This is a genomic window from Baekduia sp. Peel2402 (assembly GCF_052567285.1).
In genome coordinates this window covers 1,942,486-1,956,031 of sequence record NZ_CP199582.1, presented here as the reverse complement: position 1 = coordinate 1,956,031, position 13,546 = coordinate 1,942,486, and the positions used below count along the sequence as shown (strand labels likewise).

Here is a 13,546-nt window from a genome sequence, read left to right as displayed (position 1 = left end):
CCGCCGGAGGGAGGTCCGGTAGTCCGCCTCGCTAGACTGACAACACCGACTGCGAGAGTAGGGATTAGATTGGCCGCCACACCTGAAAGCACCAAGATCCTCACGCCTGAAGAGGCGGCGCTGCGCACCCTGGGTTCGGACTACACCGAGCGCTACGGGTTCCATGAGGCCGACAACTACCTCTACAAGGCGCCGAAGGGGATCAACCGCGAGGTCGTCGAGACGATCTCCCGGATGAAGAACGAGCCCGAGTGGATGCTCGAGTTCCGTCTCAAGGCGCTTCAGAACTTCCTCGACCGTCCGCAGCCGACGTGGGGCTCGCCAATGCTGGCCGAGGTCGACTACGACGACATCCACTACTTCGTGCGTTCCACGGAGCGCCCGTCGCGCTCGTGGGACGACGTCCCCGACGACGTCAAGCGCACCTTCGACCGCCTGGGCATCCCGGAGGCGGAGCGCAAGTTCCTCTCGGGCGTCGGCGCCCAGTACGAGTCCGAGGTCGTCTACCACCAGGTTCGCGAGGACCTGGAGGAGCAGGGCGTCATCTTCATGGACATGGACACGGGCTTGCGTGAGCACGAGGACCTCGTCCGCGAGTACTTCGCCACGATCATCCCGCCGAACGACAACAAGCTCGCCGCGCTGAACAGCGCCGTCTGGTCGGGCGGGTCGTTCGTCTACGTGCCGCCGGGCGTCCACGTCGAGATGCCGCTACAGGCCTACTTCCGCATCAACACGGAGAACATGGGCCAGTTCGAGCGCACGCTGATCATCGCCGACGAGGGCTCCTACGTGCACTACGTCGAGGGCTGCACGGCGCCGACGTGGTCGTCGGACTCGCTGCACTCCGCGGTGGTCGAGCTGATCGCCAAGCCCGGCGCGCGCATCCGCTACACGACCGTCCAGAACTGGTCGAACAACGTCTACAACTTGGTCACCAAGCGCGCGATCGCCGAGACCGACGCGACGGTCGAGTGGGTCGACTGCAACCTCGGCTCCAAGTTGACCATGAAGTACCCGGCCGTCTACCTGATGGGCGAGCGCGCCCACGGCGAGGTCCTGTCGATCGCCTTCGCGGGCGAGGGCCAGCACCAGGACGCGGGCGCGAAGATCGTGCACGCGGCGCCGAACACGACGTCCAACATCTTCGCCAAGTCGATCTCCAAGGACGGCGGGCGCTCCTCGTACCGCGGCCTGCTCGAGGTCGCCAAGGGCGCGCACGGCTCGAAGTCCAAGGTCGTCTGCGACGCGCTGCTGCTCGATGGGCAGTCGCGCAGCGACACCTACCCGACGATCCGCATCGGCGAGGACGACGTCGACGTCGGGCACGAGGCCACGGTCTCCAAGGTCGGCGACGAGCAGCTCTTCTACCTGATGGCCCACGGCCTCACGGAGGAAGAGGCGGGCAAGCTGATCGTCAACGGCTTCATCGAGCCGATCGTCAAGGAGCTGCCGATGGAGTACGCGATCGAGATGAATCGCCTCATCGAGCTCCAGATGGAGGGCTCCATTGGCTAGTTCCGTCGCGACGGCGGCCTCGGTGCCGCAGGTCTCGGTCGAGCTGCCGCAGCACAAGGGCGTTCCCGGCTGGGAGTTCACGCCGCTCGACAAGCTCGACCTGGAGAAGTTCCCCGCGGCGCCCGCCGCCGCGGGTGAGGTCGACGGCCTCTTCTCGCCCGAGGGCGCGGTCATCGCGTCTGCCGGCGAGATGACGTCCGAAGGCCCGATCGTCGCGCCGCTGCGGCTTGCGCTGGAGCGCCACGCCGACGTCGTCGGCCGCCACTTCGGGACCGTCGTGCGCCCGGGCTTCTTCGCCAAGGCCAACGCCGACCAGTGGACCGACGGCACGCTCGTCTACGTCCCGCGCAACGTCAAGGTCGACGCGCCGATCCTGATCACGACCGTGCAGGAGCAGCCCGGCACGACGCTGCACCACCGCACGCTGATCGTGCTGGAGGAGGGCGCCGAGGCCGAGGTCTGGGACCAGGTCTCCTCCGCGCACGACGAGGAGGCCGTGATCAACGGCGTCGTCGAGATCGTGGTCGGCGACAACGCCAACCTGAAGTACATCGGCGCGCAGTCGGTCAACGAGAAGACGTGGGTCTTCGGCGCGCAGCGCGCGGTCGTCGCCCGCGACGCCGAGCTGGACTGGACGACGCTCGCCTTCGGCGGCGCCAACGGCAAGGTCTTCCTGGAGTCGACGCTCGACGGCCAGGGCTCCACCGCCAAGGTCACCGGCGCTTACGCCACGCGCGGCCGCCAGCACGTCGACTACGACACGCTGCAGGAGCACGCAGCGCCCGACACCGTCAGCGACCTCGCCTTCCGCGGCCTGATCGCCGGCCGGTCCTCCACGGTCTGGCGCGGCATGATCAAGGTCGACGAGGGCGCCCAGCGCACCGACGCCTTCCAGGAGGCGCGCAACCTCCTGCTCGGCAAGAAGGCCCACGCCGACGCAATCCCCGGCCTGGAGATCCTCGCCGACGACGTCCGCTGCACCCACGCCGCGGCCATCGCCCAGATCGACCCGGACCAGGTCTTCTACCTGCGCTCCCGAGGCCTCAGCGAGTCCACCGCGGCCCGCCTGATCGTCGAGGGCTTCCTCGGCGCGATCGTCGAGCGCTACGACGAGGGCCCGATCCGCACCGCAATCGCTGAGGCGATCGAGCACCGCCTCACCGAGGTGCTTGCGTAACACCCACCGTCGCGCACCACCGCTTCGCTTTGACGGCCGTCCCTCGCGGGGCGGCCGTCGTCGTTCTCAGCGCGAACGCAGCGTGAGCGTCTTGGTCTTGCCGCCGGCGCCTTTGGCGTCGGCCACCGTCAGCTTGATCGTGATGACGCGCTTGCCGGAGCGGCGGGCCAGGCGCGCGGCCTGCTTCTTGGCGATCGTCAGCGCGACCGCGACGGTCCCCGCCTTGCTGCGCGTGGCGCGCTTGGCCGGCAGAGTGACCTTCAGGCCGCCGCGACGCACGGTGCCCGAAGCACGGACGCGGCACGCCGCCTGGCACTTGACCGTGACGCGCACCGTGTGGCCCTTCAGCGCCGCGCTCGCCGTGTAGGCGACGCCGGTCGTCGTCCTGTTGCCGTCGCCAGGGCCGTTGCCGCCGCCGACGATCGGGGGCGGCGCCGCGACGCTGACGCTCGTGCAGTCCGACACCGCGGTGAAGCCGGTCGCGCCGCCGCCCGAGCGCGCGCAGACCTGCCACGTGCCGTCGGCGGGCAGGACCATCCGCGCGAAGCCGTCAGCGCCGACGGCCGCGGACGTGGTCGCGCCCGGCCCCGTGGCCTCGACCACCGCGCCCGGCGCGTCGCTGGTCACCGAGATCGCGACCGCGCGCCCGAGCGCCTGCGCGAACGTGACCTTGACCTTGTTGTCGCGGATGCCGGAGGTCGTGAAGGACCAGGTGTAGGAGAACGCCCGTGCGGGCCCGCCGCCGCCCGGCGTGACGTCGGCGGTCACCGCGGCGGTGTAGGTCGTCCCGGTGGCCAGCGGCGCGCGCGGGATCAGCTCCATCCCGGGCGGCAGGTAGTTGACGAGGCCGTTGGTCGTGTTGTCGGCGATCGCGACGTCAACGGGTCCGGACGGGCCGGTCAGCGACGCGGCGGTCGCGTGCGCGCTGCTCCACGGCGCGATGTCCGGACCGTCGAACATCACGTACAAGTACGGCCCGGTCTGCGTCCCGGCCGGGATCCCGAGCTGTTCGCCCGGCGTGTACGGGCCCTCGGCCGCGGTCTGCGCGGTCACCCAGCCGGTCGCGCCCGCGCCCGGGTAGGTGTAGGTGATGTCGACAGGCGGCGCCGGGCGGTTGCGGGAGGCAAGCGTCGTTGCGCACCCGTAGCCCTGGGTCTCGGCCGCGCCCATGCGATCGATCCGCGGCGCGAGCAGCTGATGCAAGTGGATCGGCGCGGTCTCAAACGGATTGCGCGCGGCCGTCCACGGGCCGCCGCCCGCGTAGAGCACCGACGTTTCCGCGGCCTGCTTGCCCGCGGCCGTGTACCCGGGCTTCGTGCTGTCCTCGTCGTGGATCAACACGTGGTTGAGCGCGCCGTAGTTGTTGTGCTTGACGCAGCCGTCTGAGAGCGTCGGGTCCTCGACGATCCCGGCCGGGATGCCGTTGGCCGTGCGCTGGGCGTTGAGGAACGAGACGATGTCGGGCCCGCTGACGTCGGCGCGCGCGGGAGCGGCGACGGCGACCGCCAGCAGCGTGACGACGGCCAGCAAAGACCGCCGCACGCTCGCCGCCTAGCCCGCGGTCGCGGGGCTCAGCGCCGTCAGCGTCGTCTTCAGCTCGTCCACGTCGACGTAGTCCAGGCCGAGCGCGTGAATCTTGCACCAGGCGACGGTGCCGTTCTCGTCGACGATGAACGTTGCGCGCTGGGTGCCGAGCACCGGGCGGGTGACGCCGTAGGCGCGGGCGGTGGCCTTGTCGGGGTCGGCCAGCAGCGGGACCGTGAGGCCGTGGTTGGTCGTGAAGTCGCGGTGGGACTCGACGTCCTGGCCGGAGATGCCGACGACGACTGCGTCCAAGGCGGACATCTCGTCGGAACGATCCCTATAAGAACAGAACTGGCGGGTGCAGACCGGGGTCTCGTCGCCGGGGTAGAAGAGCAGCACGACGCGCTTGCCGCGATGCTCAGAGAGCTTGAAGCGCCCCTCGGTGCCGTCCAGCTCGAAATCGGGGGCGATATCGCCGACGCGCGGTCCCTTGGCCATGACGTGCCAATCTACCCGGCCAGTGGAGAAGTGGATCGCCGAAAGTTCAGTTGCCATCGCCGACCGCGCCGTGCGCGAGCTTGAAGCGCTGGTCGGGGTGTCGACGCCGTCCGGGGATGTCGAGGGCGCCAACGAGGCCGCGGCCATCGCCGGGGCGCTGCTGCCCGACCACGCGGTCGTCGAGCGGCCGGAGTGCTCATCGCCCGATCACGCGCCTGACTTCCTGGCGCGCGTAACCGGATCCGGGAGCGGGCGGATCCTGTTGCTCGGCCACCTCGACACGGTCGTCGCGCACGAGTCCCACCGGCCGCTGACGCCGGATCCCGAGAACGCGAACAAGCTGTACGGGTCGGGCACGGTCGACATGAAGGGCGGCGACGTCCTCGCGCTCGGCGTCCTGCGCGCGCTCGCCCAACGGCCCGAGCTGTTCGCGGAGGTCGCGCTGCTGCTCGTCGTCGACGAGGAGTGGCGCGTCGGGCCGTTCGCGCACGTCGAACGCTTCGCGGGCTTCGACGCGTGCCTGTGCTTCGAGGCCGGCGAGCTCACTCCGGACGGAGACGACGCGGTCGTGGTCAAGCGCAAGGCGGCCGGGACCATCGAGGTCACGGCACACGGGCGTGCGGCCCACTCGGGCGCGGCGCCGGACAAGGGCAAGAACGCGCTGCTGGCGCTGGCCGCCGCCGCGCAGGCGGTCGCCGCCCAGCATGACCCCGACGGCGAGGACCACCTCACCGCGGTGCCGACCGTCGTGCGCTCCGGCGATGCTTTCAACGTGGTCCCGGCGGACGGGACGCTGATCGCCGACGTCCGCGCGGATCGCCTGGACGCGTTCGCGCGCGTGCTGGACGCGATCCCGGACGAGGTCGGCGGCGCCACGCTCACCTCCCGCCTCGCGCGCGAGTGGCCAGGCATGGACGCACGGGTCGCCACGGCGCCGCTGCTCGAACAGGCGTCCAGCCTGCTCGGACGCCCGATCGTGGCCGCCAACCGCGGCGGCGCGTCCGACGCCTCGCACTTCGCTGCGGCGATCCCGCTGACCGTCGACGGCCTGGGCCCGCGCGGTGGCGCGGCGCACAACCCTGGGGAGTTCGTGCTGGTCTCGTCGCTGCAAACCCGGGCGGAAGTCGCGCTCGCGCTCGCCCTTGCCGCTCTGACAGCGGCTCGGTAAGCGTGCGGACCACTGTTAGGACGACATAAGTCCGTCGCCTTCGCTACGCTTCCGCCGTCGTTTTGCACAGCCGAATCCTTGGCGAGCCATCGTCAGGGAGCGGGGGACCCATGGGTCTGGGAGACCGGACCAGGGGCGAATCACCGCCTGTCATCCAGGCGGAGTAGCGCCACTCTCTTGGCGCGAGCCCGACAGCTAACCCCGTAGGCGCCTGAAAAGAGAGGGCTCCACCGTTTTGCTGTCGTTCCGTTCGTCCCTGGTAGGTGTCGCGGCCACGTTCGCGGCTGCCGCCACGCTGTTTGTCCCCGCGCTCGCCGAGGCGGACACCACCGCGGTCTCCACGAGCACCACCACCACAGCCGCCGCGACGACCGCCGCCGCCAAGCAGGTGGGGACGAAGACCCTGCGTAAGGGCATGCGCGGCACGCGCGTCAAGGCGCTGCAGGCGCTGCTGACCTCCGCGGGCTTCAAGACGGCGAGCGACGGCCAGTTCGGCTCCTCGACGGTCGCGGTCGTCAAGCGCTTCCAGCGCGCCGCGAACCTGAAGGCCAGCGGCGTCGCCGACGCCAAGACGCTGATCGCGCTGAAGGCAGCGACCGACGGCTCCGCGGCGTCCAACACGTCCGGCGGCTACGACGTCCGCGCGACCGGCACGTCGTCGCACCACCTCGGCGACCGCATCCCGCTGCGCAAGGGCATGAGCGGCCACGACGTCAAGATCCTCCAGGACTACCTCGAGCGCGCCGGGTTCGACACGTCGGTCGACGGCGAGTACGGCACCGGCACCGTCAAGTCGGTCAAGCTCTTCGAGACCGACCAGCAGGTCGCGACCGACGGCGTCATCGACGCGGCCGACATCGACCTGCTGCGCTCGCTGGTCGACGGCGAGGACACCACCGCGGGCGCCTCGACGCCCGCCGCCACCACGCCGGGCTCCAAGGCCACGGTCGGCGCTGACGGCCTCGCGGTCGCGCCCGCCGACGCGCCCGACGCGGTCAAGCAGTTCATCGCCGCCGGCAACGCGATCGCCAAGAAGCCCTACATCTACGGCGGCGGTCACGGCAAGTGGGAAGACAAGGGCTATGACTGCTCCGGCAGCGTGTCCTACGGCTTGCACGCCGCGGGCCTGCTCGACGCGCCGCTGCCGTCCGGCAACTTCATGTCCTGGGGCGAGAAGGGCCCCGGCCAGTGGATCACGCTCTACGCCAAGGGCAGCCACATGTACGCGGTCGTCGCGGGCATCCGCTTCGACACCTCCGGTCGCGCCGAGGACGGCTCGCGCTGGCACACCTCGTCGCGTTCCTCCAGCGGGTACACGGTCGTGCACCCGCCCGGGCTCTAGAGCACCAACTTCACGCAGGGGTGCGTGCGGCATGATGCGGCGTCGAAGATGACGCCGCATCAGCCACTTAAACGCCCGCATCCGCCCGCCACGCCCGACGAGGAGCTGCTCGGCACCAAACGCCGCGCGGTGATCGCGCAGCGCACGGAGGCTGAGCGGATCGACCGGATCGAGCGCGACCTGGCGGCGGGGTTCGCCGCGCTGCGCGACCTGGGGCCGGCGGTGACGTTCTTCGGCTCGGCGCGCGTGCCCGAGGACGACCCGCGCTACGCCGCCGGCCGCGATCTGGCGCGGCGCGTGGGGGAGGCGGGCTTCTCGATCATCAGCGGCGGCGGACCCGGGCTGATGGAGGCCGCCAACCGCGGCGCCCAAGACGCGGGCGTGACGTCGGTCGGGCTGAACATCGAGCTGCCGTTCGAGCAGGCGCCGAATCCCTACCAGGACATCGCGCTGACGTTCTCGTTCTTCTTCACGCGCAAGATGATGTTCGTGCGCTACGCGACCGCCTTCGTCGTCCTGCCCGGCGGCTTCGGCACGCTCGACGAGCTCTTCGAGGCGCTGGTGCTGGAGCAGGTCGACAAGATCCGCGACTTCCCGATCGTCCTGTTCGGCACGGAGTACTGGGGCGGGCTGCTGGACTGGATCCGCGACCGGCTGATCGCCGAGGGCATGGCCAGGCCTGAGGAAGGCCGCCTGCTGATGGTCACCGACGACCCTGACGCGGTCGTCCGCGCGGTGTGCGCGGCCCGCGATGTGCAGGAGCAGCCCGCGGCGTAGAGAACCCGGAGGGCATGCCCTCCGCGCGCTGCGCGCTCTTCGCCCTGCTTGCGTGCCTCGCGCTCGCGCCGGCCGCCTCCGCGCGCGTGGCGCTGGTCGCGACGAACGCAAATGACGCGCTGCTCGTCGACGTCGCGACGGGCAAGGTGGTGCGGAAGGTCACGCTGCCCGGCCCGACGACCGCGGTTGCCGTCACGCGGGACGGCCGCGCGGGCTTCGTGGCCGGCGGCGGCGCGCTCGTCGCCGTCGATCTGCGCGCGGCCGTCGCACCTGAGGGCGTCGTGGCGCCGGGCGGCGGCGTCTCCGCGGGACCCGCGGCGGGCGGCGTGGGCGCGGCGAAGCGGCTGGGCACGGGCGCGCCGATCTCCGGCCTGGCGGTCTCGCCGCAGGGCGGCACGCTCTACGCGACGTCGGGCACGCGCCTCTACGTCCTCGACGCGGCGACGCTGGCGGTGCGGCGGTCGATCGCGCTGCACGGCCCGGCGCGCGCGTTGGCGGTGTCGAGCGGCGGGACGCGGGCGGCGGTCGTGCTCCGAGGCCGTGTCGCGATGGTCGATCTGCGTGGACCGCGCCTGACCCGGCGCGTTCGTGTCCCCGGCGCGACCGGCGTCGCGTTCGCCGGCGGTCGCGCGTGGGTCACAGCCGCCAAGCACCGGCTGCGCACGATCCCCGACGGCGCCAAGAAGGCGACCAAGGGCCTCAAGCTGCCCTTCGCCGGCGGCGCGCTCGCGCCATCGCCGGACGGTGCGCACCTCGCGGTCGGCGGTAGCCGGCGCGGCGCGATCCTTGATCTCGCCACCCAGGACGTCCACGCCTTTCGCTCCTCTTCCGGTCCGGGCCACCCGGCGTGGTCGCCCGACGGCGGGCGCGTCTACGTCGCCGACGGCCGCACGCTCTCGCTCGTCTCCGCGTTCTCCCACCACCGCACCGGCACGCTGGCCTACGCGGCCGCGCAGGTCGTCGTGCAGCCGGGCCTGGCGCTCGTGCTGGGCACCGACGGCCCGGATCACCTGCTCGGCACGCGCAGCCCGGATCTCCTTGAAGGCGCCGCCGGCAACGACGTCCTCGACGGCGGTCGCGACAACGACATCCTGCGTGGCGGTGATGGCGACGACACGCTCAACGGGGGTCCCTACGACGACCGGCTCGACGGCGAGCAAGGCAATGACATCATCAACGCCTCGTCCGGCAACGACCGCGTCCAGGGCGGGCCCGGCGCCGACACCACGCGCGGCGGCACGGGGAACGATTCGATCCACGGCGGGCCCGACGACGACAACTTGGACGGCGGCGAGGGCGACGATCGCATCTACGGCGAGGATGGCAACGACATCATCAACGGCGGCGCCTTCGGCAACGACGCGCGCCTCTACGGCGGCGCGGGCGACGACACGATCCACGGCGGTCGCGGCTCCGACCGCCTGATCAAGGGCAACGACGGCAACGACAAGCTCTACGGCGAGTCCGGCACCGAGCACATCCTCGGCGGCGACGGCGACGATCTGATCGACGGTGGCGCCGCGCGCGACCTGCTCGAAGGCAACAACGGCAGCGACACGATCGCCGGTGGCACCGGCGACGACGACCTCGACGGCGGCGCGGGTGCGGACGTCCTGGACGGCGGCGCAGACACCGACCAGCTCGTCGGCGGCGACGGCGCCGACACGATCACCGCCGGCCCCGGGCAGGACCTCGTCGACGCGGGCGCCGGCGACGACACCGTCCGCGTCGCGGACGAGAACGCCGACGAGGTCGATTGCGGCGAGGGCAACGACACCGTCTACGTCGAGTCGACCTCGCCGACGCGCGACCGCCTCGTCTCCTGCGAGTCCGTGATCCCGATCCCGCCGGAGATGGCCACGACCGACACCACCACCTCGATCATCCGTGGCACGCCCAACAACGACATCTTGCGCGGCACCGACGGCCCCGACTCGCTCTTCGGCAAGCAGGGCAAGGACAAGCTCTTCGGCGGCGGGGGCGACGACTACGTCGACGGCGAGTGGGGCGACGACGAGCTGCACGGCGGGGCCGGCGACGACACGATGGCCGGCCGCTCCGGCGACGACCGCATCTTCGGAGAGGACGGCGACGACCGCATCACCGGCGACCGCGGCGCCGATCGCATCTCCGGCGGCGCCGGTGACGACGCGCTGTTCGGCAACCTCGGGCCAGACGTCGTCGCGGGCGGCTCCGGGAACGACCGCATCAACGTGGTCCGCGGCGAGGTCGACGTCGTGCGCTGCGGATCGGGCAAGGACACCGTGTTGGCCGACGGTGCCGACCGCGTGGCCTCGGATTGCGAGGACGTTCGGCGCTAGCCTGACACGCCGCCGCTCACGCCCATGCCCGAGGACGCCCTTCATCCCACGCGCTCCGTGCGCATCCCGCTCGACGAGGTCGTCGTGCGCGCGTCGCGTTCCTCAGGCCCGGGCGGCCAGCACGCCAACGTCACCGCGTCGCGCATCGAGGTGTCCTTCGACGTCGCGGCCTCCGAGCACCTGAGCGAGGACCAGAAGCGCCGCGTCATGGCCAAGACCGGCCCGGTCGTCCGCGCGATCTCCCAGGACGCTCGCAGCCAGATCCGCAACCGCGAGCTCGCCTTGCGCCGTCTCGAGGAGCGCCTCGCCGAGGCGCTGCACGTCCCGCGCCCGCGCCGCGCGACCAAGCCGACCAAGGCTTCCAAGAAGCGCCGCCTGGAGGCCAAGTCGCAGCGCTCGTCGGTCAAGCGCGACCGGCGGCGGCCCAGCAGCGGCGACGACTAGACGCGCGGAGCGCGCGCGACGATCTCGCCGTACGCGGGCTCTCGCCCCAGGACCAGCGGCGTCAGCGCCTCGGCCGGTAGCGGTCGCGCGAACAAGAAGCCCTGGCCGAGGCCGCAGTCCAGCCGGCCCAGCGCCTCGAGCTGCTCGGTCGTCTCGATCCCCTCGGCCACGACCGGGAGGTCGAACGCGCGCGCCAGGCGCACGATCGCGTCGACGATCGGCCCGCCGCGGCCGTCGATGTCGGCGACGAACGAGCGGTCGACCTTCAGCCCGCCGATCGGCAGCTCGGCCAGCCGCGCCAAGGAGGACCAGCCGGTCCCGAAGTCGTCGAGCACGAGCGCGACGCCGCGGTCGCGCAACTGCTCCAACAACGCGACGCGGTCCACGCCGCGGTCGATCAGCGTGCCCTCGGTGATCTCCAGCGCCAGCGAGCCGGGCACCGCGTCGCCGAGCGCCGCCACGACCGTGTCGACCAGCCACTGGTCGTGCAGCTGCCGTGGTGAGAGGTTCACGTGCACCGGCAGCACGGCGCGATCGTCCCCGCGTCCCGCCGCCCAGGCGGCTGCCTGCGCGCACGCCAGCTCCAGCACGCGCCGGCCGAGCGGCACGATCAGCCCGCTGTCCTCGGCGACGCCGACGAACGCGTCCGGCCCGAGCAGCCCGCGCTCGGGATGCTGCCAGCGCACGAGCGCCTCGACCGCGGCGATCGAGCCGTCGCCCAGGTCCACGATCGGCTGGTAGTGGACGACGATCTCGTCCTCGGTCTCCAGCGCGCGGCGCAGCGCCGCCTCGGTCGCCAGGCGGTCGACCGCCCAGGCGCGCATGCCCATGTCGAAGACCTCGATCCGCGAGCGGCCGGCCTCCTTGGCGCGGTACATCGCGGCGTCGGCGTCGCGCAGCAGCGCGTCGGGATCGAGGACGGCGTCGGCGCCGGTGTCCATCAGCGCGACGCCGATCGACGCGCCCAGCACGTGGTCGTCGCCGCCCGCGCGGAACGGCTTCTCGAACGCCTCGGCCAGGCGCTCGGCGATCGCGCGCGCCATGGCCTCGTCGATGACGTCCTCGCAGAGCACCACGAACTCGTCGCCGCCGAAGCGCCCGACGGTGTCGACCGGCCGGACCGCGGCGCGCAGCCGGTCGGCGACCTGGCAGAGCACGTCGTCGCCCGCGCGGTGGCCGAGCCCGTCGTTGATGTTCTTGAAGTGGTCGAGGTCGAGGAACAGCAGGGCGATGCGGGGTTGGGTGGGACCGCTTCGGTCGATGCGGGCGACGGCCTGCGCGAGACGCTCCAGCACGAGCGTCCGGTTCGGCAGCTCGGTCAACGGGTCGTGCAGGCCGCGGTGGCGGATCTCCTCCTCGCCGGCGAAGCGATCCAGCGCGTCGCCGAGGACGTTTGCCATCGACTGCAGGAACGTGACGTCGTCGGGCGTGAACGCGCCGGGGCGGTCGGAGTAGGCGGCGAGCACCGCGTGCGTGCCGCCGTGGCCCTGGACGACGACGCTCGCGCCGGAGATCGCGCCGAGGTCGCCGACCAGCGCGGCCTGGACGAAGCGGCGCTCGCGACGGGCGTCGTCGACGATCACCGGCTCGCGGCGAATCAGCGTGAAGCCCTCCTGGCCGTCGGCCCAGCCGCCCGGGACGGTCGTGTGGCCGACGTAGTTGTCCGGGAACCCGGCGCCCGCGGCGAGCGCGAGCATGCGACCCTCGTCGACCAGCTCGAACAAGGCCACCAACTCGACCTGAAGGGTTTGACGGACCATCTCGACCGCGCGGTCGACCAGCGCGGTCGGGTGCTCGGCCTCCAGCGCACGCTCGCCGAGCGCGGCGACCGCGGCCTGCTGGGCGGCCTTGCGCTCCAGCGCGGCGATCAGCGCGAGGCGCTCGCTGAGGTCCTGGTAGACGGCGACCATGCCGGTCATGCCGCCGTGGTCGTCGGCGACGGCGACCGTGTGGATGTGCCCGTCGAACTGCTCGCCGCTCTTGCGCCGCAGCCGCCACGGGGAGGCGTGGCGGCCATCGGCGACGACCGCGTCGCGGGCGGCCTCGATCCGCTGGTGCGGCTCGGCGTTGAGCAGGTCTAGCGGCGAATGACCGAGCACCTCGGCTTCGCTGTAGCCGAACATCCGCTCGGCGGCCGGGTTGAAGGAGGTGATGCGGCCGTCGGCGTCGATCGCGCAGACGGCGGCGTCGACGTGCTCCAGCGTCGTCGCTTGGACGCGCACGCGGTCGTAGAGGCGGGCGTTGTCGAGGACGAGGCCGACGCGCGCGGCGACCTCGCCGAGCAGCTCGAGGTCCTCGCGGCGGTAGGCGCGGGTCGGGTTCTCGTGCTCGACGGCCAAGACGCCGAGGATGCGGCCGCGGCTGCGCAGCGGCGCCACCATCCGGCCGCCGTCGGCAACCGCCGTGTGGCGCTCGATCGCACGCTCGGCCAGCGTGCCGTCCAGCCCCGCGTCGCGCTCGTCGTCCTCGCGCGCGTGCGCGCGAGGACCTGCTCGCAGCGTCTCGTGGTCGTGCGAGAACGTCCACACCGTGGCGCGGTCTCCGAGCACGCGCACGCACCAGCGGACCGCGACCTCCAGGACCGCGTCCGGGTCGAGGCTGGCCTGCGTCGCCTGGCGCAACAGGTCGGCGAGCGCGGCGGTGCGGCCCTCCGGCGAGAGCGCGCGTGGGGTGGAGGGTCCCGACGGCACGGCTAAAAGGACGCATCGTCGCCAGGGCCGGGAGGCTTGAGCAGCGATGACTGGGTGCGGACACTTGCCAACACCGTTTACCGGTCC

At 72.0% G+C, this 13,546-nt stretch carries 10 protein-coding genes and 1 riboswitch; of the genes, 7 read left to right on the top strand and 3 right to left on the bottom strand.

Annotation, left to right across the window (positions count from 1 at the left end; all coding sequences use genetic code 11):
- Positions 1 to 69 precede the first annotated feature (69 nt).
- Together sufB and sufD are read left to right on the top strand one after the other, a co-directional pair.
- Positions 70 to 1,518, top strand: a complete 1,449-nt coding sequence (sufB, locus tag ACT01A_RS09540; protein WP_445152011.1) for a Fe-S cluster assembly protein SufB — start codon at positions 70 to 72, stop codon at positions 1,516 to 1,518.
- On the top strand, positions 1,511 to 2,695 hold the full coding sequence (gene sufD / locus ACT01A_RS09535; protein ID WP_445152010.1) for a Fe-S cluster assembly protein SufD: 1,185 nt from the start codon (positions 1,511 to 1,513) through the stop codon (positions 2,693 to 2,695). The genes sufB and sufD overlap by 8 nt, the downstream gene beginning before the upstream one ends.
- 66 nt (positions 2,696 to 2,761) lie before the next feature.
- Here the strand turns inward: sufD and ACT01A_RS09530 are convergent, their stop codons facing one another.
- Together ACT01A_RS09530 and ACT01A_RS09525 are read right to left on the bottom strand one after the other, a co-directional pair.
- Positions 2,762 to 4,237: an Ig-like domain-containing protein gene (locus ACT01A_RS09530; protein WP_445152009.1), complete on the bottom strand. Its 1,476-nt coding sequence runs from the start codon at positions 4,235 to 4,237 to the stop codon at positions 2,762 to 2,764.
- 9 nt (positions 4,238 to 4,246) lie between these two features.
- On the bottom strand, positions 4,247 to 4,717 hold the full coding sequence (locus ACT01A_RS09525) for a peroxiredoxin (RefSeq protein WP_445152008.1): 471 nt from the start codon (positions 4,715 to 4,717) through the stop codon (positions 4,247 to 4,249).
- A gap of 22 nt (positions 4,718 to 4,739) precedes the next feature.
- Between ACT01A_RS09525 and ACT01A_RS09520 the strand changes: the two genes are divergently transcribed.
- The 5 genes from ACT01A_RS09520 (at position 4,740) to arfB (ending at position 10,769) form a co-directional block, all read left to right on the top strand.
- Positions 4,740 to 5,885: a M20/M25/M40 family metallo-hydrolase gene (locus ACT01A_RS09520; RefSeq protein ID WP_445152007.1), complete on the top strand. Its 1,146-nt coding sequence runs from the start codon at positions 4,740 to 4,742 to the stop codon at positions 5,883 to 5,885.
- Positions 5,886 to 5,943: 58 nt separating this feature from the next.
- A riboswitch (cyclic di-AMP (ydaO/yuaA leader) is annotated at positions 5,944 to 6,111 on the top strand.
- A 9-nt stretch (positions 6,112 to 6,120) separates the two neighbouring features.
- The gene (locus tag ACT01A_RS09515; protein WP_445152006.1) at positions 6,121 to 7,227 is read left to right on the top strand and encodes a peptidoglycan-binding domain-containing protein; all 1,107 of its coding nucleotides are present in this window, start codon (positions 6,121 to 6,123) and stop codon (positions 7,225 to 7,227) included.
- A 48-nt stretch (positions 7,228 to 7,275) separates the two neighbouring features.
- On the top strand, positions 7,276 to 8,004 hold the full coding sequence (locus ACT01A_RS09510; protein ID WP_445152005.1) for an LOG family protein: 729 nt from the start codon (positions 7,276 to 7,278) through the stop codon (positions 8,002 to 8,004).
- A 14-nt stretch (positions 8,005 to 8,018) separates the two neighbouring features.
- Positions 8,019 to 10,325 (top strand): hypothetical protein, encoded by a 2,307-nt coding sequence (locus ACT01A_RS09505; RefSeq protein ID WP_445152004.1) that lies wholly within the window; start codon positions 8,019 to 8,021, stop codon positions 10,323 to 10,325.
- Between the two features lie 24 nt (positions 10,326 to 10,349).
- A complete protein-coding gene (gene arfB / locus ACT01A_RS09500; RefSeq protein ID WP_445152003.1) occupies positions 10,350 to 10,769 on the top strand; it encodes an alternative ribosome rescue aminoacyl-tRNA hydrolase ArfB in 420 nt (139 codons plus the stop codon).
- Here the strand turns inward: arfB and ACT01A_RS09495 are convergent.
- Positions 10,766 to 13,459 (bottom strand): EAL domain-containing protein, encoded by a 2,694-nt coding sequence (locus tag ACT01A_RS09495; protein ID WP_445152002.1) that lies wholly within the window; start codon positions 13,457 to 13,459, stop codon positions 10,766 to 10,768. The genes arfB and ACT01A_RS09495 overlap by 4 nt on opposite strands.
- Positions 13,460 to 13,546: the final 87 nt, after the last annotated feature.